This window comes from Paenibacillus sp. FSL K6-1566, assembly GCF_038050475.1.
GTDB lineage: Bacteria > Bacillota > Bacilli > Paenibacillales > Paenibacillaceae > Paenibacillus_AQ > Paenibacillus_AQ lactis.
Genome location: NZ_JBBOSR010000001.1, coordinates 5,784,705 through 5,809,500 on the forward strand (window position 1 = coordinate 5,784,705; position 24,796 = coordinate 5,809,500).

General features: G+C 50.8%; 25 protein-coding genes, 2 tRNA genes and 3 rRNA genes. 2 read left to right on the top strand and 28 right to left on the bottom strand.

Annotated elements, in window-relative coordinates; translation table 11 throughout:
• Positions 1-23: 23 nt before the first annotated feature.
• From NST08_RS26035 to NST08_RS26065, 7 genes are all read right to left on the bottom strand, one after another.
• Positions 24-2,950, bottom strand: a 23S ribosomal RNA gene (locus tag NST08_RS26035).
• Between the two features lie 290 nt (positions 2,951-3,240).
• Positions 3,241-3,316: transfer RNA gene (locus tag NST08_RS26040), tRNA-Ala, on the bottom strand.
• A 26-nt stretch (positions 3,317-3,342) separates the two neighbouring features.
• Positions 3,343-3,419 (bottom strand) — tRNA-Ile (locus NST08_RS26045).
• A 9-nt stretch (positions 3,420-3,428) separates the two neighbouring features.
• Positions 3,429-3,545 (bottom strand): 5S ribosomal RNA (gene rrf / locus NST08_RS26050).
• A 135-nt stretch (positions 3,546-3,680) separates the two neighbouring features.
• Positions 3,681-5,234: ribosomal RNA gene (locus tag NST08_RS26055) — 16S ribosomal RNA — on the bottom strand.
• Together the 16S, 23S and 5S rRNA genes with 2 tRNA genes alongside form the textbook arrangement of a ribosomal RNA operon.
• Positions 5,235-5,633: 399 nt before the next feature.
• Complete coding sequence (locus NST08_RS26060) at positions 5,634-5,864, bottom strand: hypothetical protein (protein WP_007132529.1); 231 nt, start codon at positions 5,862-5,864, stop codon at positions 5,634-5,636.
• 222 nt (positions 5,865-6,086) lie between these two features.
• Positions 6,087-6,695, bottom strand: a complete 609-nt coding sequence (locus NST08_RS26065; RefSeq protein ID WP_007132530.1) for a stage II sporulation protein M — start codon at positions 6,693-6,695, stop codon at positions 6,087-6,089.
• A 94-nt stretch (positions 6,696-6,789) separates the two neighbouring features.
• On the opposite strand from NST08_RS26065, the gene pdaB reads away from it, so the two are divergent.
• On the top strand, positions 6,790-7,593 hold the full coding sequence (pdaB, locus tag NST08_RS26070; RefSeq protein ID WP_007132531.1) for a polysaccharide deacetylase family sporulation protein PdaB: 804 nt from the start codon (positions 6,790-6,792) through the stop codon (positions 7,591-7,593).
• 45 nt (positions 7,594-7,638) lie between these two features.
• Here the strand turns inward: pdaB and NST08_RS26075 are convergent, their stop codons facing one another.
• The gene (locus NST08_RS26075; RefSeq protein WP_007132532.1) at positions 7,639-8,232 is read right to left on the bottom strand and encodes a KinB-signaling pathway activation protein; all 594 of its coding nucleotides are present in this window, start codon (positions 8,230-8,232) and stop codon (positions 7,639-7,641) included.
• A gap of 127 nt (positions 8,233-8,359) precedes the next feature.
• Between NST08_RS26075 and gerD the strand changes: the two genes are divergently transcribed.
• On the top strand, positions 8,360-9,073 hold the full coding sequence (gene gerD, locus NST08_RS26080) for a spore germination lipoprotein GerD (protein ID WP_007132533.1): 714 nt from the start codon (positions 8,360-8,362) through the stop codon (positions 9,071-9,073).
• A gap of 490 nt (positions 9,074-9,563) precedes the next feature.
• Here gerD and NST08_RS26085 read toward each other — a convergent pair whose 3' ends face one another.
• The 20 genes from NST08_RS26085 to rplO form a co-directional block, all read right to left on the bottom strand.
• Entirely contained in the window at positions 9,564-10,661 is a 1,098-nt protein-coding gene (locus tag NST08_RS26085) for an Mrp/NBP35 family ATP-binding protein (protein WP_007132534.1), read from the bottom strand.
• A gap of 63 nt (positions 10,662-10,724) precedes the next feature.
• The gene (cwlD, locus tag NST08_RS26090) at positions 10,725-11,498 is read right to left on the bottom strand and encodes an N-acetylmuramoyl-L-alanine amidase CwlD (protein ID WP_007132535.1); all 774 of its coding nucleotides are present in this window, start codon (positions 11,496-11,498) and stop codon (positions 10,725-10,727) included.
• A gap of 73 nt (positions 11,499-11,571) precedes the next feature.
• Complete coding sequence (sat, locus tag NST08_RS26095; RefSeq protein ID WP_007132536.1) at positions 11,572-12,741, bottom strand: sulfate adenylyltransferase; 1,170 nt, start codon at positions 12,739-12,741, stop codon at positions 11,572-11,574.
• 49 nt (positions 12,742-12,790) lie between these two features.
• The gene (locus tag NST08_RS26100) at positions 12,791-13,483 is read right to left on the bottom strand and encodes a phosphoadenylyl-sulfate reductase (RefSeq protein ID WP_007132537.1); all 693 of its coding nucleotides are present in this window, start codon (positions 13,481-13,483) and stop codon (positions 12,791-12,793) included.
• 206 nt (positions 13,484-13,689) lie between these two features.
• Complete coding sequence (locus NST08_RS26105; RefSeq protein ID WP_007132538.1) at positions 13,690-15,342, bottom strand: MDR family MFS transporter; 1,653 nt, start codon at positions 15,340-15,342, stop codon at positions 13,690-13,692.
• Positions 15,343-15,357: 15 nt separating this feature from the next.
• Positions 15,358-15,801: a MarR family winged helix-turn-helix transcriptional regulator gene (locus NST08_RS26110; protein ID WP_144870398.1), complete on the bottom strand. Its 444-nt coding sequence runs from the start codon at positions 15,799-15,801 to the stop codon at positions 15,358-15,360.
• A 335-nt stretch (positions 15,802-16,136) separates the two neighbouring features.
• Positions 16,137-16,529 (bottom strand): 30S ribosomal protein S9, encoded by a 393-nt coding sequence (rpsI, locus tag NST08_RS26115; protein ID WP_007132540.1) that lies wholly within the window; start codon positions 16,527-16,529, stop codon positions 16,137-16,139.
• 20 nt (positions 16,530-16,549) lie between these two features.
• Entirely contained in the window at positions 16,550-16,987 is a 438-nt protein-coding gene (gene rplM, locus NST08_RS26120) for a 50S ribosomal protein L13 (RefSeq protein WP_007132541.1), read from the bottom strand.
• Positions 16,988-17,316: 329 nt separating this feature from the next.
• A complete protein-coding gene (gene truA, locus NST08_RS26125) occupies positions 17,317-18,123 on the bottom strand; it encodes a tRNA pseudouridine(38-40) synthase TruA (protein WP_007132542.1) in 807 nt (268 codons plus the stop codon).
• Positions 18,124-18,474: 351 nt separating this feature from the next.
• On the bottom strand, positions 18,475-18,840 hold the full coding sequence (gene rplQ / locus NST08_RS26130; RefSeq protein ID WP_007132543.1) for a 50S ribosomal protein L17: 366 nt from the start codon (positions 18,838-18,840) through the stop codon (positions 18,475-18,477).
• A 40-nt stretch (positions 18,841-18,880) separates the two neighbouring features.
• A complete protein-coding gene (locus NST08_RS26135; RefSeq protein ID WP_007132544.1) occupies positions 18,881-19,825 on the bottom strand; it encodes a DNA-directed RNA polymerase subunit alpha in 945 nt (314 codons plus the stop codon).
• Positions 19,826-19,959: 134 nt separating this feature from the next.
• Entirely contained in the window at positions 19,960-20,355 is a 396-nt protein-coding gene (rpsK, locus tag NST08_RS26140) for a 30S ribosomal protein S11 (protein WP_007132545.1), read from the bottom strand.
• A 19-nt stretch (positions 20,356-20,374) separates the two neighbouring features.
• Complete coding sequence (rpsM, locus tag NST08_RS26145; RefSeq protein ID WP_007132546.1) at positions 20,375-20,743, bottom strand: 30S ribosomal protein S13; 369 nt, start codon at positions 20,741-20,743, stop codon at positions 20,375-20,377.
• Between the two features lie 20 nt (positions 20,744-20,763).
• The gene (gene rpmJ / locus NST08_RS26150) at positions 20,764-20,877 is read right to left on the bottom strand and encodes a 50S ribosomal protein L36 (protein ID WP_003333770.1); all 114 of its coding nucleotides are present in this window, start codon (positions 20,875-20,877) and stop codon (positions 20,764-20,766) included.
• 131 nt (positions 20,878-21,008) lie between these two features.
• Positions 21,009-21,224 (bottom strand): translation initiation factor IF-1, encoded by a 216-nt coding sequence (gene infA / locus NST08_RS26155; RefSeq protein ID WP_007132547.1) that lies wholly within the window; start codon positions 21,222-21,224, stop codon positions 21,009-21,011.
• 2 nt (positions 21,225-21,226) lie between these two features.
• Positions 21,227-21,532, bottom strand: a complete 306-nt coding sequence (locus tag NST08_RS26160) for a KOW domain-containing RNA-binding protein (protein WP_028406460.1) — start codon at positions 21,530-21,532, stop codon at positions 21,227-21,229.
• 9 nt (positions 21,533-21,541) lie between these two features.
• Positions 21,542-22,294, bottom strand: a complete 753-nt coding sequence (gene map / locus NST08_RS26165; protein WP_007132549.1) for a type I methionyl aminopeptidase — start codon at positions 22,292-22,294, stop codon at positions 21,542-21,544.
• Positions 22,295-22,299: 5 nt separating this feature from the next.
• Positions 22,300-22,944, bottom strand: a complete 645-nt coding sequence (locus NST08_RS26170) for an adenylate kinase (protein WP_007132550.1) — start codon at positions 22,942-22,944, stop codon at positions 22,300-22,302.
• An 86-nt stretch (positions 22,945-23,030) separates the two neighbouring features.
• Positions 23,031-24,329 (bottom strand): preprotein translocase subunit SecY, encoded by a 1,299-nt coding sequence (gene secY / locus NST08_RS26175; protein ID WP_007132551.1) that lies wholly within the window; start codon positions 24,327-24,329, stop codon positions 23,031-23,033.
• On the bottom strand, positions 24,329-24,769 hold the full coding sequence (rplO, locus tag NST08_RS26180; RefSeq protein WP_007132552.1) for a 50S ribosomal protein L15: 441 nt from the start codon (positions 24,767-24,769) through the stop codon (positions 24,329-24,331). Before rplO ends, secY begins: the two co-directional genes overlap by 1 nt.
• Between the last annotated feature and the right edge of the window lie 27 nt (positions 24,770-24,796).

The window sequence follows — 24,796 nt, forward strand, 5'->3', positions numbered from 1 at the left end:
CGAGCTTTACTTCGTAAAGCTTTTAGGATAAGCCCTCGACCGATTAGTATTGGTCAGCTCCATGCATTACTGCACTTCCACCTCCAACCTATCTACCTCGTCGTCTTCAAGGGGTCTTACATACTGGGAAATCTCATCTTGAGGGGGGCTTCACGCTTAGATGCTTTCAGCGCTTATCCCGTCCGTACGTAGCTACCCAGCCATGCTCCTGGCGGAACAACTGGTGCACCAGCGGTACGTCCATCCCGGTCCTCTCGTACTAAGGACAGCTCCTCTCAAATTTCCTACGCCCACGACAGATAGGGACCGAACTGTCTCACGACGTTCTGAACCCAGCTCGCGTACCGCTTTAATGGGCGAACAGCCCAACCCTTGGGACCTACTTCAGCCCCAGGATGCGATGAGCCGACATCGAGGTGCCAAACCTCCCCGTCGATGTGGACTCTTGGGGGAGATAAGCCTGTTATCCCCAGGGTAGCTTTTATCCGTTGAGCGATGGCCCTTCCATGCGGTACCACCGGATCACTAAGCCCGACTTTCGTCCCTGCTCGACTTGTAGGTCTCGCAGTCAAGCTCCCTTATGCCTTTGCACTCTTCGAATGATTTCCAACCATTCTGAGGGAACCTTGGGGCGCCTCCGTTACTCTTTAGGAGGCGACCGCCCCAGTCAAACTGCCCGCCTGACACTGTCCCCGTACCGGATCACGGTACCAGGTTAGAACCTAGATACGATCAGGGTGGTATCCCAACGTCGCCTCCACACAAGCTGGCGCTCATGCTTCTTAGGCTCCCACCTATCCTGTACAGATCGTACCCAAATCCAATATCAAGCTGCAGTAAAGCTCCATGGGGTCTTTCCGTCTTGTCGCGGGTAACCTGCATCTTCACAGGTATTAAAATTTCACCGGATCTCTCGTTGAGACAGCGCCCAAGTCGTTACGCCATTCGTGCGGGTCAGAATTTACCTGACAAGGAATTTCGCTACCTTAGGACCGTTATAGTTACGGCCGCCGTTTACTGGGGCTTCGGTTCACAGCTTCGGGACTAATCCCTAACCGCTCCCCTTAACCTTCCAGCACCGGGCAGGCGTCAGCCCGTATACTTCGCCTTGCGGCTTCGCACAGACCTGTGTTTTTGCTAAACAGTCGCTTGGGCCTTTTCACTGCGGCCCCCTCGGGCTATTCACCCTACCGAGGCACCCCTTCTCCCGAAGTTACGGGGTCATTTTGCCGAGTTCCTTAACGAGAGTTCTTCCGCGCGCCTTAGAATTCTCTTCTCGCCTACCTGTGTCGGTTTGCGGTACGGGCACCTTCACCTGACTAGAGGCTTTTCTTGGCAGTGTGAGATCATGACCTTCGCTACTGTAATTTTCACTCCCCATCACAGCCCAGCCTTACGATGTGCGGATTTGCCTACACATCAGCCTCACTGCTTGGACGGACATCCATCAGTCCGCGTCACTACCCTCCTGCGTCACCCCATCGTTCATAACGGTTTACGGTGGTACAGGAATTTCAACCTGTTGTCCTTCGACTACGCCTTTCGGCCTCGCCTTAGGTCCCGACTTACCCTGAGCGGACGAGCCTTCCTCAGGAAACCTTGGGCTTTCGGCGGATCAGATTCTCACTGATCTTTTCGTTACTCATACCGGCATTCTCACTTGTATGCTGTCCAGCGCTCCTTACGGTACACCTTCAACCCACATACAACGCTCCCCTACCCCTGATGCAAGCATCAAGCCATAGCTTCGGTGGTGTGTTTAGCCCCGTTATATTTTCGGCGCAGAGTCACTCGACCAGTGAGCTATTACGCACTCTTTAAATGGTGGCTGCTTCTAAGCCAACATCCTGGTTGTCTGTGCAACTCCACATCCTTTCCCACTTAACACACACTTGGGGACCTTAGCTGATGGTCTGGGCTGTTTCCCTTTTGACAATGGATCTTAGCACTCACTGTCTGACTCCCGGATATAAGTCTATGGCATTCGGAGTTTGACTGAGCTTGGTAACCCTTGCGGGCCCCGCACCCAATCAGTGCTCTACCTCCACGACTCTAATTTCCGAGGCTAGCCCTAAAGCTATTTCGGGGAGAACCAGCTATCTCCGAGTTCGATTGGAATTTCTCCGCTACCCCCACCTCATCCCCGCACTTTTCAACGTACGTGGGTTCGGGCCTCCAGTGCGTGTTACCGCACCTTCACCCTGGACAGGGGTAGATCACACGGTTTCGGGTCTACGTCCACATACTAAGTCGCCCTATTCAGACTCGCTTTCGCTGCGGCTACGGCTTCTCGCCTTAACCTTGCATGGGAACGTAACTCGCCGGTTCATTCTACAAAAGGCACGCCATCACCCATCGATCGGGCTCTGACTTCTTGTAAGCACACGGTTTCAGGTTCTATTTCACTCCCCTTCCGGGGTGCTTTTCACCTTTCCCTCACGGTACTGCTTCACTATCGGTCGCTAGGGAGTATTTAGCCTTAGCAGATGGTCCTGCTGGATTCATACGGGGTTTCACGTGCCCCGCACTACTCGGGATCCGTCTCGGAGGGTTCACATTTTCGATTACAGGGCTTTTACCTTCTATGGCCGGCCTTTCCAGACCTGTTCGTCTAATCTAAACCTTTGTAACTCCATGTGAGACGTCCCACAACCCCAGAGAGCAAGCTCTCTGGTTTAGGCTGTTCCGCGTTCGCTCGCCGCTACTGACGGAATCACTCTTGTTTTCTCTTCCTCCAGGTACTTAGATGTTTCAGTTCCCTGGGTATGCCTCTAGCTGCCCTATGTATTCAGGCAGAAGTGACTGGCTATTACACCAGCCGGGTTTCCCCATTCGGACATCCCCGGATCGAAGCTTGCTTACAGCTCCCCGAGGCAGTATCGTTGTTCGCCACGTCCTTCATCGGCTCCTAGCGCCTAGGCATCCTCCGTGTGCTCTTAGTAGCTTAACCTTATGCTCCGGTTATTGTGCTCATCGCTCTGTTGTCCGCTTGTTTCCTGATTGGATAAAACCACTCAATGGTGAAACAAGCTCCCAAAGGATCGATGATCCCAAAACCTTCGCGTGCTACTTTTATTGAAACTTGTTTTGACACAAGTTCAGCTAAAAGGATATTTCTAAAACGCAAATTCGTTTCGTTATCTAGTTTTCAAGGATCAATGCCAGTCTTTCGACCGGAAGATTATCTTACCACAACCTCCATCGCAGTACAACCTGCAATTTATGGAAGCGTTAAGAATATGGTGGAGCCAAGGGGGATCGAACCCCTGACCTCCTGCGTGCAAGGCAGGCGCTCTCCCAGCTGAGCTATAGCCCCATATTAGGAAGTATATAAAGTTGTTATGGTGGGCCCTAGTGGACTCGAACCACCGACCTCACCCTTATCAGGGGTGCGCTCTAACCAGCTGAGCTAAGGGCCCATATCATACGCTTGGCAACGTCCTACTCTCCCGGGACCCTTCGGTCCAAGTACCATCGGCGCTGGAAGGCTTAACGGTCGTGTTCGGTATGGGAACGCGTGGAACCCTTCCGCCATCATCACCAAACGTATGTATGAAAGGATTGACCTCTCAAAACTGACCAACGAGTGAGTTGGTTGACTTTACTTCGTAAAGTCTATTCCGGCAGCTTGCGCTGACCGTATTTGTACCGCTTCGCTGCGGAAGCGAGGTACTCCATAGAAAGGAGGTGATCCAGCCGCACCTTCCGATACGGCTACCTTGTTACGACTTCACCCCAATCATCTACCCCACCTTCGGCGGCTGGCTCCCGTAAGGGTTACCCCACCGACTTCGGGTGTTGTAAACTCTCGTGGTGTGACGGGCGGTGTGTACAAGACCCGGGAACGTATTCACCGCGGCATGCTGATCCGCGATTACTAGCAATTCCGACTTCATGCAGGCGAGTTGCAGCCTGCAATCCGAACTGAGACTGGCTTTTTAGGATTGGCTCCACCTCGCGGCTTCGCTTCCCGTTGTACCAGCCATTGTAGTACGTGTGTAGCCCAAGTCATAAGGGGCATGATGATTTGACGTCATCCCCACCTTCCTCCGGTTTGTCACCGGCAGTCACCTTAGAGTGCCCACCCAAAGTGCTGGCAACTAAGATCAAGGGTTGCGCTCGTTGCGGGACTTAACCCAACATCTCACGACACGAGCTGACGACAACCATGCACCACCTGTCTCCTCTGTCCCGAAGGCCGCCCCTATCTCTAGAGGATTCAGAGGGATGTCAAGACTTGGTAAGGTTCTTCGCGTTGCTTCGAATTAAACCACATACTCCACTGCTTGTGCGGGTCCCCGTCAATTCCTTTGAGTTTCAGTCTTGCGACCGTACTCCCCAGGCGGAATGCTTAATGTGTTAACTTCGGCACCAAGGGTATCGAAACCCCTAACACCTAGCATTCATCGTTTACGGCGTGGACTACCAGGGTATCTAATCCTGTTCGCTCCCCACGCTTTCGCGCCTCAGCGTCAGTTACAGCCCAGAGAGTCGCCTTCGCCACTGGTGTTCCTCCACATATCTACGCATTTCACCGCTACACGTGGAATTCCACTCTCCTCTTCTGCACTCAAGTTCCCCAGTTTCCAGTGCGTCCCGAAGTTGAGCCTCGGGTTTAAACACCAGACTTAAAGAACCGCCTGCGCGCGCTTTACGCCCAATAATTCCGGACAACGCTTGCCCCCTACGTATTACCGCGGCTGCTGGCACGTAGTTAGCCGGGGCTTTCTTCTCAGGTACCGTCACTCTCATAGCAGTTACTCTATGAGACGTTCTTCCCTGGCAACAGAGCTTTACGATCCGAAAACCTTCATCACTCACGCGGCGTTGCTCCGTCAGGCTTTCGCCCATTGCGGAAGATTCCCTACTGCTGCCTCCCGTAGGAGTCTGGGCCGTGTCTCAGTCCCAGTGTGGCCGTTCACCCTCTCAGGTCGGCTACGCATCGTCGCCTTGGTGAGCCGTTACCTCACCAACTAGCTAATGCGCCGCAGGCCCATCCTCAAGTGACAGATTGCTCCGCCTTTCATAACTCTGCCATGCGGCAGATTTAATTATCCGGTATTAGCTACCGTTTCCGGTAGTTATCCCAGTCTTGAGGGCAGGTTGCCTACGTGTTACTCACCCGTCCGCCGCTAACCAACGGTTTCCCGAAGGAAACCATTAGTCCGCTCGACTTGCATGTATTAGGCACGCCGCCAGCGTTCGTCCTGAGCCAGGATCAAACTCTCCAATAAAGATCGTCCGAAGGACGATCGACCTCGCCGGATTTGGGTTCCACTCGGATGAGTGAATCAAATCTGGTGAGTCTTGAAAGAGCGATTAAGCTCATTAGAAAAACTGACGAGAATTTGTTCAATTCTCTATTGTAACTCCCCGCCGAAGCGGTTCGTTTTTACTCACTCGTTGTTCAGTTTTCAAAGATCAATCATCGTTTCTTTTCGTCATCCGCATCTCAGCGGCGACTTTTATAATATATCATACTTCCTAGCAACTTTGCAATACTTTTTTTAAAAAAGTTTTTTGAAGTTTTTGGTGAAGTTTGATGGCCGCCGACCCGCGGCATCACCTTCGGAAAGGAAGCGAAAATTAATTTACCACACACTCGGCGAGTTCGTCAACACTTTTTCTGCGAATTAGTGTTTGAATTGCGGGAACTTCCCGTTACGCGCATATTTGGAGAGTTCTTTCTGAGGAGCAAAGCGGGCATACATGCGAAATACCGTCTTATAGCGATTCGCGATCGCCTGTCTAATATTCTGGTCCAATCGTTGGTCGCTTAAGTCCAGCAGCATTTCATCCAGTTCTTTTCGCAGTACATAATCAAGCTCTTTGCATTCTTTCTCATTGAATAGCATTCCCAGCATGATAGGACCTCCTTATATATTAGCGAACAATGAAATTTCACTTTCATCGGGTTAAAGCAGCTCTTGCCTATGTAAGGTTGATTAACCGATATGGCCGGATCTCTAAACCGAATATAAGCGATTTCTGGTTTTTCAAAACAGCGAGCGCTGTAAGCTTCACTTAACACTCTTGAAGAACAACGCTCGATCCGCTTTATTAGGTATGCACAATTTCCTTGAAAATTATGACATCAGCCACAATGTAATTGTACTTTCGATAATGGCGGCGACCAGCAGAAGCACGACGACCCATAGCGATGCCGTCCCCAGCTTGCGCCAGAAGCCGCGCCACTCCGTGCCGATCCCTCTTCTTTTCTCACCTGATGCAAGCATGCTTCGGAAGACTAACCCGCCGAAAGCAAGACCATACCCGCAGGCAATCACAATGACCGGAATTTCGATGATCCCGTGCGGGAGCAATCCCTTCACAATGAGATCAAACAGACTCTCGCCGCTTGCCTGCACGATTTTCAGCAAAAACCCAATCACCATGCCGTTAACGAGAAGGAATATGAATGGGATAACCCCGAGCAATATGCCTGACAACATGACCAGCACACTCTTGATGCTATTGTTCAAAAATATAAACACAAAGAAGCTCCATTCCGGGTTGTCCGACATCCGCAGCTCCTGACTCATCTCCCCCAGCCCTTGAAGCTGGCTGATAAGCAGCTGCTCAAATTCATCCGATCCCCACCCGATCGCAATCCCGCCGGCAAACAAGACGGCAGAAAGAATGAGCGCCTTCCGGATCGTGGTTAAATCTCTAAGAAAATTGCTAAAACGAAACATTCGGTACCTCCTTTATTGGTATAACTCACAAGTACGAGCATATGTTGAAGTAAACAAGCTACTGCACACTGAAGGGAGAGGGGCAGATCGTATTATGAATTCTTTTTATGTATTCAACGGCAGAAAGATCAAGCGGTTTTTCTTTGTTCTTGCCGCAGCGGTATTTGCAATCGGCGTCATTTATGTGGAGAGCGACAATATCTCGGTTTTCTCTGAAACCGGCCCGTCGGCCATTTACAGCGTGTCTACAGACAAGAAGCAGATAGCCTTGACATTTGATATCAGCTGGGGAGAAAAACGCGCAGAGCCCATTCTGAAGGCGCTAAAAGACAACGGAGTCCAGAAAGCCACCTTCTTCCTCTCCGGACCATGGAGCAAAACGCATCCGGACATCGTGAATGCCATCAAGGAAAGCGGTTATGAAATCGGCAGCCACGGCTTCAAGCACGAGAACTACAGCTCCCTGTCTGATGAGGAGATTCGGAAGCAGATCATGTCGGCTCATGATATTTTAACCTCAATGACCGGACAAGAACCGAAATTAATCCGGATGCCGAACGGCGACTTTGATAAACGGGTCTTAAGCATTGCGGAAAGCCTGAACTACACCGTCATCCAGTGGGATACGGACTCGAGAGATTGGAAGAACATCGGCGTGGATAAAATCGTCGACCGGGTCGTCTCCAAAGCGCATCCTGGCGATATTGTGCTCATGCATGCCAGCGACTCCGTCAAGCAAACGCACGAAGCGCTGCCGCAGATTATTCAAGAACTCCGCAATAAAGGGTATGAGTTCGTCACCGTGACCGACTTGCTCCAGCAAGGAAGCACAAAGGGCACCGAGGTACGCGACCATGCTTCGATTCAAAAAAATATTGAGGATGCCGGCGGGCTGTGATGCTGCCTCCCGCTTTCCTACCGGTAATAAAAAAAGAGCTAAGGTTTAGCTCTTTTTTTCATCCTGCGTAACTTTATGCAGCGTCAGAATTTGGTATGCATTACAGATCAAAAGAGGTACGACCATAAAGATGGTGGCATTGCTCACACCGATCTGCAGGACGCCGATGATTTCTACAATAGAAACCGCCATCATAAAGAACAGCGTCGGTATCCAGGCATTGGCGTTTGTGCTCTTTACTTTAAAATAAGCGACAATGACTGCAACGACCAGAATGGCAATCCCTAAGCCCACATCTTGTCCCAAGCTAGTCGATCCGCCAACGAAGGTGCGGAAGAACATCAGCTCAAGCAGCGCAAGAACGGCTAGCACGATCTGAATGTACTGCCAGGTTTTTTTGCGGAATATGCCTATTCCCATATAATTTAACGTCAGGTAGGCAAAAAAGCCCATCTGGGAATACACGCTCACCAAAGCCCCAGAACCCAACAAAATCAGTGGGTATATTAAAAAATCGGCTACTCCCTTAAAATCGATAAAGCCATTAAACAGCTGCAGCCCCAGACCTACAATTAAGGCCGCTACTGCCCCTACGAGCATCGTCTTCAAAAATAATTTGGACCACTTCCGTAAGCTCAACGAACCTCCACCCCCACAGATCATTATTTTACCAACGTTCACAATAAAAAACCATTCTGAATGCGACATATTTCCGCAAAAGCATCGCATACTATTCACAGAACCGTAAAAAAGGAGGAAAACGGTAATGAAGTGGCCGTTATTTCGTTTATGTATTATCGTCTTCGTTGCTGCCATAACGCTTACCGCTTGCGGCCAGGAACAGAGCGCTTCCCCTCAGCTTGGATATAAAGAGATCAAATCCATGGTGGTCGACATCCTGAAGACCGACGAAGGAAAAAAAGCGGTGGAAGAAGCGCTCGGAGGCGGGTCCGGTTCTTCCGGAAGCACCGGGTCGATGGGGATGCGGATGATGACCGCCCAATCCGGCGAGGAGATCCGGATGGCTGTTAAAGACACGCTTGTATCGGATGAATATAAAAAAGAAATCGAAAAAATTATGACCGACCCGAAATTTGCCGGCGATTTCGCCAAAGCGATCAATTCCCAAAGCAAACAGCTGCATATGCAGTTGATTAAAGACCCTACTTATCAAAAAGCCATTCAGGACATGCTGAAATCTCCGGACGTGATGAAGTCGTTCCTGGAACTGACCAACACGCCGGATTACCGCAAGCAATCCATGACCGTCATGCAAGAGGCAATGCAAAATCCCCTCTTCCGCATGGAAGTGCTGGAGCTTTTGAAATCCGTCGTGAAGGACGAGCTTCAGCCTAAAGTGGAGAAGAAGAAGCCGCAAGAGGATCAGAAGCAAGAGCAAGGCGGCGGTGAAGGCGGCGGCGAGGGTGAAGGTGGCGGCGAAGGCGGCGGTCAAGGTGAAGAGGGCGGCAGCGGAAGTTAACCGTCTGGCCGGTACCCTCTCGACATATCCGGTTAAAGACACTCTTTCACCGGTTATCGTTCTTGACTAACTGGCTGCCTCTTGAAGCCAAAAACCGTACGATTGCAACTGGGTAAATCCCAATAACAGCCTATACAGCCAGTTCATACGCATAACGGCCCATGCAGTTCTCACGCAAAACGGCCTTGTGCCCCATCAAACGCATACGGCTCATCTCCCCGGCCCATACGCCATTACGGCACGTCCAGCTCGGAGGCACGTTAGCCTACTCATGCGCTCACAACACAATCAGCTGCTCATACGCCATAGAGCACATTAGCCTGCTCATACGCTACACGGCCTTCCAACTGGCTCATATGCCACACGGCACTTCCAACTGGCTCATATGCCACACGGCACTTCCAACTGCTCATACGCCAACGGCACATTTAGCCGCTTCATACGCAAACAAGCTCCCATCAGGGAGCTTGTTTTGTTTCGCTATCGCTTATTAACGGTTGCTCTCGCACTTATCCACAATCTTGGCCGCAACCTCATCATATATCGCGGCACTCTCGGTGCCGGGCTTATACACCGAAGGAGAGAAATCAGGCTCGGACGGATGGTTATCCGGCCCGCCGAGCGGCAGCTGCGCCAGCAGCTCTGTGTGGAGCGTCTCGGCAAGCTTCCCGCCGCCGCCGCGCCCGAATACATAATCCTTCTCGCCGCAATGGGAGCAGGCATAGTACGCCATATTCTCTACAACGCCCAATATCTCATGCTCGGTCTGGATCGCCATTGCCCCCGCTCTTGCGGCGACAAATGCCGCCGTAGCATGCGGAGTCGTAACGATGATCTCCTTGCTCTGCGGGATCATCTGATGCACGTCCAGGGCGATATCCCCCGTTCCCGGCGGAAGATCAAGAAGCATGTAGTCCAGCTCCCCCCAAGCCACATCGCTGAAAAACTGGCGCAGCATCTTGCCAAGCATCGGACCGCGCCAAATCACGGGGCTGTTCTCACGGATGAAGAAGCCCATGGACATCACTTTAACGCCGAAACGTTCTACGGGATGAATGACACCGTCATCGGAAACGGTTGGCCCGATTTCGATGCCCATCATATCCGGTACGCTGAAGCCGTAAATGTCCGCATCAATGAGCCCGACCTTTTTGCCTTGGCGCGCCAGCGCCGCAGCCAGGTTGACGGTCACCGTCGATTTGCCGACACCGCCCTTGCCGCTCGCTACAGCAATGAAAGTAACGCCCGATTCCTCGCTCAATAACTCATGGTTCTCCATACCTGCGGCATGGCCCTTCGTCAGCTTCTCCTGGTCGCTCGGCTCCTGATTTCGGGCCGCTTCGCCCCCGCCTTGTTCCAGCGGCCGCATCCGGATATGGATATCCTCCGCCCCCATCGCCTCCAGAAGCTCCCGGATTTGCGCCTCTAAGGAAGCGCGTACATCTTCGCTGCTATAGGTTACGGATAGACGGACTGTCCGTTCTTTGACCACGATATCCCGAATACGCTGAAGCTCCATCAGACTCTTCCCGGTTTCGGGATCGGTCAGCGGCTGGAGTATCTCCTGTACCTGTTCTCTAGTCAGCATGATAAGCACCTCTGCTCTATGTAATGGAATAGACATTGCTTCGATAACATGTCTATTATACCATTACTCTGCAGCTTGTGACGACTCGGACGGGGACTCTCCAGCGGTATAACGCAAAATACCGTTATAGACGGCTGCAGCCACTTTCCGTTGGTATTTCTCGTCCCGGAGCAAGTCGGATTCCTCCGGGTGGGACAAGAATCCCACCTCGACCAGGGCAGACGGCATCTGTAGAGCCTTAAGCAGATATATGGTGTCTTCCGTCTTCGCCAGCCGCTGTGTATTCTGGAGGTTGTGGCGGATTTCGCTCTGGATCAATTCGGCAAGCTTTCTGCTCTCCTCATTGTTCGGAGGGAAGAAGGTCTGCGCCCCTCTCCAACGATTGGAAGGAATGCTGTTCAGATGCAGGCTGATGAATAGATCTGCCCGGCTGTCCTCGATCTTACGCACCCGCTGCTTCAGATCCTCGGTCTTCCGCTTGGAATAGCCCTTGGTCGATTCCGAGGCAAGATCATAATCTCCTTCCCTCGTCATCACCACCAGCGCTCCGGCCTGCTGCAAATAATCGCGTAAATACAGCGTGATGGCTAAGTTTACATCCTTCTCGATCACCCCTTGGCGGCTGACAGCCCCGCCGTCAGGCCCGCCGTGCCCCGCGTCGAGCGCGATCACTTTGCCCGCCAGCGGCAGACTCCAGGTGTTGGAGGTGTTCGCAGATGGAACCTCATACGTAACGACGATCAAAATTAATGCAAGCAGGCCGGCCCCTATTATCGATTGCTTGATTCTCTTCCACGATACCCACAACGTCACCTTGTCCGAACTCCGCCTGGACATAACAAAACCACCTCGTCCCATGAGTTGTACTAACTCCATCATATGGGACAAGGTGGTTATTTATGACCTCAGACTAAACGGAGACCCGCTCCTTCATACCCTCAATCAGCACCTGAGCAACCTCTGGACGCGTAAATTCAGGCGGCGGGCAAACGCCGTCCCGCAGCAGACCGCGAACCTTCGTACCCGACAAGGTCAAGTGGTCCTCCTTCGGATGCGGGCAGGTTTTGCTCGAAGCCATATTGCCGCAAGTCTTGCAGAAGAAGCTGTGCTCGAAGAACAGCGGCGTAATGCCGAGCTCCTCCGCCGTGAAGTTCTTGAAGATTTCCTGGGCCTCATACGTGCCGTAATAGTCGCCTACGCCGGCATGATCCCGGCCTACGATGAAATGCGTGCAGCCGTAGTTTTTCCGAACCATGGCATGAAAGATCGCTTCCCTTGGGCCCGCATAGCGCATGGCGGCAGGAAATACCCCAAGGAAGGTCCGATCCTCCGGATAGTAATGCTTCAGCAAGGTTAAATAGCTCTTCATCCGCACATCAGCCGGCACATCGTCCGATTTGGTCTCCCCGACCAGCGGATTCAGGAATAAGGCATCCACGATTTCCATAGCGCTCTTCTGAATGTACTCATGCGCGCGGTGAACCGGGTTGCGTGTCTGGAAACCGACAACGGTGTTCCATCCTTTGTCCCGGAAAGCCTTTCTCGTCTCGGATGGGTCGAAATAAAACTCGCGAAAACGCTCCGGCTGCGGACGATTCAGCACCTGGATCGGCCCGCCTACATAGGTAGATGGGCGCTCAAACAGCTTTTTAACGCCGGGATGCTCCGGATCGTCCGTCTTAAATACTTGAACAGCCTCCAGCTTCTGATCAACCTGATAAATGCTCTCCACATCAATAACGCCGTAAATAACGCCGTCTTCTTCTCCGACCAGCGCTGCCTTCCGGCCAACCTCAAGCTTGGCTGCCGTCTCCTCATTCACCGCAAGCGTAATCGGAATGCTCCATACGGTTCCGTCGGAGAGCCGCATGGAAGAAACGACAGCGTTATAGTCCTGCTCATTCAGAAATCCTTGCAACGGCGAGAAGGCCCCTACGCCGATCAGATCCAGATCCGAGATCGTCCAGGCATTGACCCGAATTGCTTGAAAAGTGCCTGCCTGCTTCAATAAAGCTTCGCGTTCTTCTCCTTGGACGACCCGCTGCACCAGCGTTCCGCCATGGGGGAGTATTGCTGTCATGAATGATTCCTCCTCTTGTGACTCCCATCGATTGGGTATGTGGATCGGATTATTTATGAAGTCCGCACTCAGTTTTCTCATGGCCGGACCAGCGTCCTGCACGCGGATCTTCGCCAGGCATCACTTGTCTCGTGCAATATTCGCATCCGATGCTCGGATAGTTCTGATCATGCAGCGGGTTATAAATCACATCATTCGCGCGGATATAGTTCCATACGTCTTCACTGGTCCAACCGGCGATCGGATTAAATTTGACAAGTCCGAATTTCGTATCGTATTCGATCTTCTTGGCATTCGCCCGGGTAGGCGCTTGGTCTCTGCGGATCCCGGTAATCCAGGCTTCATATTGAGACAAAATGCGGGTTAACGGCTCAACCTTACGAATGTTGCAGCATTGGTTCGGATTCACGCTCCATAGAGCCTCGCCATGCTGAGCGGCCTGCTCCTCCGGCGTAATAAGCGGAGATACCCGGACAAATTCCAAGCCGTACCGCTCGGCTAACCGGTCGCGAGTCTCGTACGTTTCCTTAAAGTGAAAATCGGTATCCAGATAAAAAATATCCGTGGACGGGCTGATCTTCTGAATCATATCAACCAATACGACGTCTTCCGCACCGAAGCTGCACGCAAAGGTGATGTTCGGAAACGTGCGGATCGCATATTCGATAACTTCCTCGGCGGACTTGTGCTCAAGCTCTTCCGCCTGCACCTTGATCAAATCTTCTTTCTCCAGCAAATTCATGTTTTGGATGCCTCCCCCGATTTAAACCCGATATTCCTACTGAAATAATATGAATTACCTTCAGTATAAAACATTCCTAATAAATGTCAACCTCAAATCATCATCCGCACGAAGCCAAAAAAATCCTTCCCTGCATACGCAAGAAAGGATTTTCATCGGGTCTTTATTGAACATTTGGAGGTTCCATATGCTCGAAGAGTGACGGCTTAATCCGCTGCCAAAGATGGCTCGGCAGCTTTGATATTCGTTTTTCCAAGGCCGTCTGCGGACGGCTTGTCGCCCTGCTGAGGAGCAGGTCCTTGGTTGCTGGTACGCAGCGGCACTTCCTTCAAGAAGAACACCAGCAAGAGCGCAATGACAAGCACGAGGGCTCCTGTCAGGAATACCATGGACAGCGTGTTGCCCAGCGCATCGCGGATGCTGTCGATCATCTGCATGAAGAGCGGCTGTACATCGGCAGGAAGATTCGCTTGCGTCTGCTCAATCAACGGTTTGTTCATCAGCGTCTGCGGATTCGCAAAAGACAGCATTTGCTGCGCCATCTGCGGATCAAGCGAGCTGAAATCAGGGGCCTGCGGCGATTGCAGCGCCTCCTTCAGGTTTTTGGTCAAGCTGTTGGACATGACCGTACCCATAACCGCGATCCCGATAGTCCCCCCCAGGTTACGGAACAATTGGGAGGAAGCCGTCACCACGCCAAGCTCCTTGTGAGGAACTGCGTTTTGCGTTGCCAAGGAGAAGACCGGCATACCGAGCCCAAGGCCGAGGCCGAAGATAATCGTACTGATGACCGTCAGCCAGAGGTTATCCATAACTACCATGATTCCCATACCGACGATCATAATCGGCACACCGATCAGCGCATAGCGCTTGTACTTGCCGCTCTTGGCGATCAGCTGGCCGACGACGGCGCTCATGCCCATCATGAAGACGGACATCGGAATGGTCACATAACCTGCATAGGTCGGCGATATCCCCAGCACGCCTTGCACATAGAAGGAAATATAAATCATGGCTCCCATCAAACCGAAGTTCATAATGAATCCGATCAGATTGGAAATGGTCACGACGCTGTTCTTAAACAGGCTAAGCGGAAGGATCGGCTCCTTCACTTTCATCTCAATAAGGATAAAGATGATAGCCGATACGATGGAAGCCGCGATTAATCCGATGATCTGCGACGATCCCCATGGATATTCGGTCCCTGCCCAAGAGAAAGCCAGCAGCAGCGGAACGATCGATGTTGTCAGGAACAAGGAGCCCAAATAGTCGATCGACTGCCCCTTCTTGCGATCCACCTTCGGAAACAGCGACAATATCATGATGAAAGCAACAATGCCCAGCGGGAGGAAAATCCAGAACAGCCAGCGCCATTCGATATGGTCGACCAGATAACCGCCTAGCGTCGGCCCGAGCACGCTCGAAAATCCGAATACAGCCGTCATCAGCCCCATCCATTTGCCCCGTTCACGCGGTGCGAACAAGTCGCCGACCGCCGTGAATGCCGTAGACTGGATAATGCCTGCACCGATACCCTGAATACCACGGTAAATGATAAATTGGTACACATCCGTCGAGGTACCCGTTAAAAAGGCACCCAGCATGAAAAACAATATCCCAATAAGTATAAACGGCTTCCGTCCGAACATGTCGGACAGCTTACCGACCAGAATGGTCGCAATCGTGGAGGTTAATAAGTAGATGTTAATCGTCCACGTATAATAATCCATTCCATCCAAGATCGCGATAATGCGCGGCATCGCCGTGCTTGTAATCGTCTGGTTGATTGCAGCGAAAAACATCGCGGCCATGATTGCGATCATGATGGATATTTTGCGTTTAAGCGTTAAGTGCTCCATATTCTTTTTCCACCCCTACCCCTTGTGTTGGTCTATATTGGACAGCATTAATGAGAAAATCCGTTTCAAATGCTGTATATCTTCTTCGGACAGTACGTCGAAGAAGCCCTGTATCATTTCTTTCTGGTCGCGCTTGACCTTCTGTATCATCTCCAAGCCCGCATCCAGAATCGTAATATTGACGACTCGGCGGTCATCCTCTGCGCGCTCCTTCTGAACATACCCTTCGGCGAATAATTTGTCCGTCAGCCCCGTAATCGCCGGCGGCGTCAGCGACAGAGCTTCCGCAAGCTCGGAAACTTTCTGCGGGCCCCGCATCTTCAATACGTACAGGACTTGAAATTGCGGAAAGGTTAAATTGTATTTCCCCGCACTCGTCTTGTTCCAATCCTGCGAAATGTTCTTGAGCAGGGCACGGAACATGGACGACACCTGAAAAAGCTCTTCGTTCCGATCCATCCGTATCCTCCTTTCCAATTACTTATCTAATTAATGATTAAATATTAATTATTTAAGTTGTTAATTAAACGACAATAAATAATATAACGCTATTTACATATGGAGTCAAGTGGGGCTATATCATTTGTCATAGACAACACCAGCGTTTTTTCACAGGCTGTGCACATATTGTGCATAAGGGCCTTTTATTTGATGCGGAATTTCCTCCTGATTCTCTTGATACGCTGAATCCGCTGTGCATAAACGGCTTATGGTTTCCATCATTGCCGGCACTTATCCCCAAACGCAAAAAAGCCCTTGACCATAATTGGCCAAGGACTCTTGGATGCTGTAAATTAACGCTTGGAGAACTGAGGTGCGCGACGAGCTGCTTTAAGACCGTATTTCTTACGTTCTTTCATACGAGGGTCGCGAGTCAGGAATCCAGCTTTTTTCAGCGAACCGCGAAGTTCCGGATCTGCTTTCAGAAGAGCACGGGAGATGCCGTGACGGATCGCGCCGGCTTGACCGGAAATACCGCCGCCATGAGCGATAACGAGCACGTCATACTTACCAGCTGTTTCTGTCAGATTCAAAGGTTGTTTAACGATCAGTTTGAGGGTTTCCAAACCGAAGTATTCATTAATATCACGTTTATTGATGACAATGCGTCCTTCACCCGGTACGAGGCGTACACGTGCTACCGAGTGCTTACGACGACCTGTCCCATAGTATTGTACTTGAGCCATGAAACTGTCCTCCTTTTTAATTAACCGCGAAGTTCGTAAACTTCTGGTTTTTGTGCTTCATGTGGATGTGCTGTGCCTGCATATGCTTTCAGTCTCAGCTTCATTTTCTCGCCCATGCGAGTTTTAGGAAGCATACCGTGAACTGCGCTTTCGATCACGCGTTCCGGGAATTTTGCAATCAGGTCTTGAGCTGCAGTTACTTTCAATCCACCTGGATGCAGGGAGTGACGATAGTACTTCTTGTTCTCCATCTTCTTGCCAGTGAGGCGGATTTTCTCGGAATTGATAACAATTACGAAATCCCCTGTGTCAACATGTGGAGTAAATTGAGGCTTATGTTTGCCGCGGATCAGAGCCGCAACTTCACTTGCCAAACGGCCAAGCGTCTTGCCTTCGGCATCAACGATGTACCATTTGCGCTCAACTTCATTTGGCTTCGCCATATAGGTGGTACGCATGTATAGTTCCTCCTTGTATTCGTCCGAAAATCATTTCATTATCATCATTTATCTTCGTTCATGTGTAATGCATGTTCATGTTGTAGCTTCGTGTTACGTCATTCTGTGGCATCTTCTTAACCGGGGCTGTGGGAGAGCCGTTAAGAAAACACAACTAATATAATACAGGATTCAACCTGCTTACGCAAGTGTTTTTTAGGCTTTCCAGGTTATGCTTCCCGCTTTACTCGAACAAGTCGCCAAACACGTCAAGAACCGTTCTAGCCACTCTGTATGAGAGCCTCGCTTGCAGCGGCTCCCACCCGTCTACTAACTGAAGCACAGCGTGTTCAGGTCGTTTGAATGGATGGAGTCTCCGCTATCGAGGGGATATCATATTCCACTTCCCACAGCATCAGACCTTTGCTCATGGCGGTAGGCCCGGCTGCTGCCCGGTTTTTGGCTTCCAGAATCACCCGCATATCATCCGGATGGCGTCTGCCTTCACCCACTTCGATCAGCGTCCCCATAATAATCCGGACCATATGCTGAAGGAAGCCGTTGCCGGTCAAATACGTATGAATGATTCCTTGATCTTTCGTGCCCGGTCGGCACATCGACGTATCCGTCTCGATCCAGGCGTCGAATATCGTACGTACATGGGACGGCTTCGTCGACTTGCGTGATGCAAACGTCGTGTAATCATGCGTCCCGATCAGATGAGAAAGTCCCTGCCGCATGGCTTCGATATCCAGCTTCCCGTAATGATGGATCTGGTATCTGCGGTTAAAAATATCAGGGAACTGGTTCGCATTGATCGTATAGCGGTACGTTTTACGCTTGGCTGCGCGGCGGGAATGGAAATCCTCCGGCACCTCCATCGCTTCCGTGACCACGATATCTTCCGGCAGCCAGGTATTTAAGGCCATGCACCAACGCTCCAGCGGGATTGGGGAAGCCGTGTAAAAATTAAACACCTGACCGCGCGCATGCACGCCGGCATCCGTCCGTCCCGATGCTGTGATTTTCAACTGCTCACCGGATAAGCGGTGAATAGCCTCCTCCAAATAATCCTGAATCGTGTGGCCACCCGGCTGGGTTTGAAAGCCGTTATAATCGGTACCGTCGTAACTGACTTTCATCAGAAGATTCCGCATGCTGCCCTCCTGTAATGCTTGCCGTCTACTACACGATCCCCATTACGCTAAGGTGCCGGCATCCGATCGGATCCATTCCCCTTCAGAGCGGTGTAGACGTTCTTGATGATCAAAAAAAGAGCCCCAAAGGAGCTCCTTTTCATCATGCTTGGCTAAAACCCTTCGAGTCAGCCGCATGACTAGAAGGTCCCCGTTATCATTGCCCATGGGGCAGTCGAGACGAGTCGAACCATCGAATGCTCGACTAGATCTCGTACCACGTCCCCTGCTGGCTCTACCCCGTATTCGCAGGGCGAATAAACATGCGTAGAGCCGGGCATACATAACTACAGTCACTTCATGAAAACAATCTTACGCGCGATCCACCAGTTCCAAGTAAACCATTGGAGCTGCGTCACCACGACGAGGACCCAGCTTCAGGATACGAGTGTATCCGCCTGGACGCTCTGCGTAACGAGGTGCGATTTCGGAGAACAGTTTTTGAATTGCGTCCTGTTCGCCATCCACCGTCTCACGACGTACGAATGCAGCTACTTGACGACGAGCATGAAGATCACCCTTCTTTGCCCGCGTGATCAGCTTCTCAGCGATCGAACGAACTTCTTTCGCTTTCGCTTCTGTCGTTTGAATGCGCTCATATAAGAAAAGGTCGGTTACCAGGTCACGGAACAACGCTTTACGCGCACTGGAATCGCGGCCCAACTTTTGGTATGCCATCTGTTATTCCCTCCTTTGCTAAGCTAAGCCGATTGAAAGCTTAATCTTCCGTACGAAGTCCCAGGCCAAGCTCTTCGAGCTTCTCTTGTACTTCCTCCAAGGATTTGCGTCCGAGGTTCCGGACTTTCATCATATCCTCTTCGGTTTTCGTGGTCAGCTCTTGTACCGTATTAATGCCGGCACGCTTCAAGCAGTTGTAGGAACGAACGGAAAGATCCAGCTCCTCGATCGTCATTTCAAGCACTTTTTCTTTCTTGTCTTCTTCCTTCTCAACCATGATCTCTGCGTCCTTCGCTTCGTCAGTCAGACCCACGAAGAGGAACAGATGCTCCGTCAAGATTTTGGCGCCGAGGCTTACAGCCTCCTCCGGCCGAATGCTTCCATCCGTCCAGATTTCAAGCGTCAATTTGTCGTAGTTGGTTACTTGACCAACACGCGTATTTTCCACGCCGTAATTAACACGGCTAATCGGAGTATAGATCGAATCGACGGGAATGACGCCGATAGGCTGGTCATCGCGTTTGTTCCGATCCGCCTGGACATAGCCACGACCGCGACTAGCAAAAATACGCATATGAAGTCTTGCACCAGGGCCGAGCGTTGCAATATGAAGATCCGGATTCAGAATCTCCACATCGCTATCCGCGCGAATGTCACCAGCGGTAACAACCCCTTCACCCTCCGCATCAATCTCGAACACTTTTTCTTCGTCGGAATGAATCTTGAGCGACAAAGCTTTCAGGTTCAGAATGATTTCGGTCACGTCTTCCATGACACCCGGAATCGTGGAAAATTCATGCAGTACGCCATCGATTTGAATCGATGTAACCGCAGCGCCCGGGAGCGAGGACAGCAGAATGCGGCGAAGTGAATTCCCCAGCGTTGTGCCGTAACCGCGCTCCAGCGGTTCCACTACGAATTTCCCATAGGTTCCTTCTTCATTGACATCAACGGTCTCAATTTTCGGCTTTTCGATTTCAATCACGCAAGTACCCCTCCTTCAAACGTCGCTCCTATATGAAACTGTCATCTTATCCAGTAATCCATGTAGTAGTATGCCTAAACAACCATTCTTAGCAGATTGCACTAGTTTTATACCACACTAACAGGATGACTTCATTATACGCGACGACGTTTTGGTGGGCGGCATCCGTTATGCGGAATTGGTGTAACGTCTTTGATCAGGTTGACTTCAAGGCCAGCTGCTTGCAGGGAACGAATCGCTGCTTCACGACCAGCGCCAGGACCTTTAACCATTACTTCCACCGATTTCATACCGTGCTCCATAGCCGCTTTGGCAGCTGTTTCAGCAGCCATTTGCGCAGCGAACGGGGTCGACTTACGGGAGCCTTTAAATCCAAGGCCGCCGGAGCTTGCCCAAGAAATCGCGTTTCCGTGAGGATCCGTAATCGTTACGATCGTATTGTTGAACGTGGAACGGATATGAGCCACGCCACTTTCAATATTTTTGCGGTCACGACGTTTAGTACGTACGACTTTTTTTGGTTTAGCCATTGTCTGTTATCCCCCTTTCTTATTTCTTCTTGTTCGCTACGGTACGACGAGGACCTTTGCGTGTACGAGCATTGGTTTTTGTACGTTGTCCACGAACAGGCAAGCCGCGACGGTGACGAATACCGCGGTAGCAGCCAATCTCCGTAAGACGTTTAATATTTAAGGAAATTTCACGACGCAGGTCACCCTCTACCTTAACCATTTTGTCGATCGTTTCGCGCAATTTGCTGACTTCATCTTCTGTCAAATCACGAACACGAGTGTCCGGATTGATGCCAGTTTCCTTCAGAACTTTCTGGGAAGTCGTTTTACCGATTCCGAAAATGTAAGTCAAGGCGATCTCAACGCGTTTGTCACGTGGCAAATCCACACCAGCTATACGAGCCATTTTACGCTACACCCCCTTCTTTAACCTTGTTTTTGTTTGTGCTTCGGATTTTCACAGATAACCATTACGTTCCCTTTGCGGCGAATGACTTTGCATTTTTCGCAAATAGGCTTTACAGAAGGTCTTACCTTCATGCTAATTACCTCCTCCAAGTTTTACGTTGTAAAACCAGCTTCGTAACTAAACGGACGTTTGTAGCCGCTGCTGAGTTTTACATCTGTAAAACCGCTTCGCAGCTCTTTGATTCCCCAGGGGAACCGAAAATCTATTTACGGTACGTGATGCGACCTTTGGTCAAATCGTACGGCGAGAGTTGAACAACCACTTTGTCTCCTGTAAGAATACGGATAAAGTGCATCCGCAACTTTCCGGAAACATGAGCGAGAATTTGATGACCATTCTCCAGCTCGACTCTAAAGGTAGCATTCGGCAACGGTTCAATAACCGTTCCTTCGACTTCAATGACATCTTCTTTAGCCACAATTAGTCTCCTTTCTGATCAGCCTTGGATTTATCGGATACAAACCGGCTTACGGCAAACCGCAGCTTTCCGTTTGTGACCCGACCGCTTTCTTGCAAACTGTTTACAACTTCACTGCTAATGAAGGGCTGGGGCTCCAGATGAAGAACATTCTTCTTCTTCGCTCCGTCAAACTTCCGTTTGTCCCCATCCGCGATCCATGCGAACCTGGAATCCTCCATCGAAACGATAACGGCATACTGTCCGGCATCTCTGCCCTTCAGCACTTTAACAATCTGGCCGACTTGCATCGTGACTTCCTTGTTCAAGTTCATCACCTATTCCGGCAGCTTCGTCAAAATTTCCATACCGTCCGGCGTCACCGCTACCGTATGCTCGAAGTGAGCGCACAGGGAGCCATCGACCGTTACTACCGTCCAGTTGTCTTCCAGCGTCTTAACATGCCGTTTTCCGGCGTTAACCATCGGTTCAATCGCAAGCACCATGCCCGGCTTGAGCCTTGGCCCCCGGTCGGGTACGCCGTAATTCGGAATTTGCGGATCCTCATGCAGTTCTGTACCCACACCATGACCGACGTATTCCCGGACGACAGAAAAGCCTGCATCCTCGATATAGCGCTGGATGGCGTGAGAGATTGTAAACAAGCGGACATCCGGTTTGACAAGCGCGAGTCCGGCATAGAGCGAGCCTTCCGTTACGTCCAGCAGACGCTGGGCGTCTTCGGAGATTTCGCCGACCCCGTAGGTCCATGCCGAGTCACCATGGTAACCCTCGTACTGCGCACCGATATCAAACGTTACGATATCGCCTTCGATTAATTTGCGTTTGCCTGGAAATCCATGCACCAATTCTTCATTGACTGATGCGCAAATGCTGGAAGGAAATCCGTTGTAGCCTTTGAAAGATGGCACAGCGCCTTGGCTTCGAATGAACTTGTCGGCCATAAGGTCCAGTTCCCCGGTCGTAATGCCCGGTTCTACATGAGCGGCAAGGAGCTTGTGGCATTCCGCCACAATTCTTCCTGCTTCTCTCATCAAGCTCAGTTCCGCTTCGGATTTACAAATGATCATTATCGTTAACCTCGCAGTAAAGACGCAATTTGTGCGGAAACCGCGTCGATTTCCTGATCACCATCGATTTGACGCAAAAGACCTTTGTTCTCATAAAACGTGAGGAGTGGTGCTGTTTTGTTGATATATTCGTCCAAGCGAATGCCGACGCTCTCTTCGTTATCGTCGGAGCGCTGATACAATTCGCCGCCGCATTTATCACAAATGCCTTCCTGTTTAGGAGGATTAAAGATCACATGATAAGTCGAACCGCAAGACTTGCAAATCCGGCGGCCTGTAAGGCGTGCCAGAAGCTTATCCCGATCCACTTTCAGGTTGATGACATGATCAAGACTGGTGTTCATGCGGGAGAGAATGTCATCCAGCGCTTCCGCTTGCGAAAGGGTTCTTGGAAAACCGTCCAATAAGAAACCTTTTTCGCAATCGGACTGCTGCAATCGCTCTTCCACGATACCAATCGTTACATCATCAGGCACCAGCAGGCCTTGATCGATGTACTCCTTCGCTTTCACTCCAACCGGAGTGCCCTGCTTGATCGCGAGGCGAAATGCATCGCCGGTCGAGATATGAGGGATACCGAATTCATTCACGATATGCTCTGCTTGCGTTCCTTTTCCTGCCCCAGGAGGACCCATGAATAAAATGTTCACTTAAGTCACTCCCTCCTCTTGCCAGTAGCAAGAACAACACAATAGGCGCCGGGAAGCAGTAAAGCCTACTCGCCGGAACCTATCGCCTATTTATTGATAAAACCTTTGTAATGACGTTTGATCAGCTGGCTCTCGATTTGCTTCATCGTATCCAGTGCAACACCGACAACGATGAGCAAGGAGGTTCCGCCGATCTGAACCGTACGCGGAAGTCCTGCAAGCGCCCCGAAGAACACTGGAAGCACAGAGATCACGGCCAGGAACAGAGCTCCTGTCATGGTCAGACGGGTCATCACCCGTGTCAGATACTTCTCGGTTGCCTTACCAGGACGGATGCCTGGCACGTAACCGCCGTTCTTCTTCATGTTATCCGCCATTTGGTTCGGGTTCATCTGCACGAATGTGTAGAAGAAAGTGAAACCAATGATCATGAGAACATAGAGGACCATTCCAAGCGGGCTGTCATACGCCAGATTCTTGGTAACCCATTTTGCCCAATCCATATGCGCCCAGAAGCTGGCCAGGATGACCGGGAACTGGAGCAGCGACATCGCGAAGATTACCGGGATAACCCCTGCAGCGTTAATCTTTAATGGAATGTGCGTGTTCTGTCCACCGTACATTTTATTGCCTACAACACGCTTCGCGTATTGTACAGGAATCTTGCGGATCCCTTGCTGGATGAATACAACACCCGTAATGATCAGAATCAGAATCAGAAGGATGATGACACCCTTCAGCGTATTCAGGAAGATTTGGTTATCCTGAATGAAGTTCGATTCGACCAGAGTCCGGATATGCATCGGGATTCCAGCAGCAATACCTGCAAAGATAATAATCGAAATTCCGTTGCCGATTCCCCGTTCGGTAATCTGCTCACCGAGCCACATCAGGAATGCGGTACCCGCGGTAAGCACGATTGCAATGACGAGATAATCCACGAACGTTGCTCCAGGAACCATTTCGGCGCCATATAAACGGTTGAAACCGATCGACATCCCGAAGGCCTGAATGAGACCCAATATTACCGTACCATAACGGGTAATCTGAGCCAACTGCTTCTTACCGTGTTCCCCTTGTTTGTTCCATTCCGTAAACTTCGGAATGACGTCCATCGATAACAGCTGAACGATAATGGACGACGTAATATATGGAAATATCGAGAGGGCAAAGATCGAAAACTGCGACAGTGCGCCCCCCGAGAACGTGTTAAGGAGACCAAACAATTCGTTTCCTGCTTGATTCGTCTGCGTAAAGACTTCTTTATTGACACCGGGTACCGGTACAAACGATCCGAGACGGAAAATGATCAGAACGAACAGTGTGAACAATATCCGTTTCCTTAGGTCCTCGACACGCCATATATTTTTCAGGGTCTTAACCATTAGATCACCTCGGTTTTACCGCCGGCAGCCTCGATCTTCTCTACCGCAGATTGAGAAAACTTATTAGCTTTTACAGTCAAAGAAACGGTAACTTCACCGTTGCCAAGAATTTTGATTCCGCTCTTCGTATTGTTAACAATACCGCTCTCAACCAAAACTTCTGGAGTCACTTCAGTACCTGCTGCAAAGCTGTTAAGCTCTTCGATGTTCACAATCGCGTACTCTTTGCGGGTCGGGTTTACGAAACCACGCTTTGGAAGACGACGATACAACGGGTTCTGTCCGCCTTCAAAGCCTGGACGCACACCACCGCCGGAACGAGCGTTTTGTCCTTTGTGACCGCGACCTGATGTTTTACCCGTACCGCTGCTCGTACCGCGGCCAACGCGCTTGCGCTCTTTGCGGGAACCAGGTGCTGGGCTCAGCTCATGTAACTTCATCGTTCGTTGCACCTCCTTAATATGTCC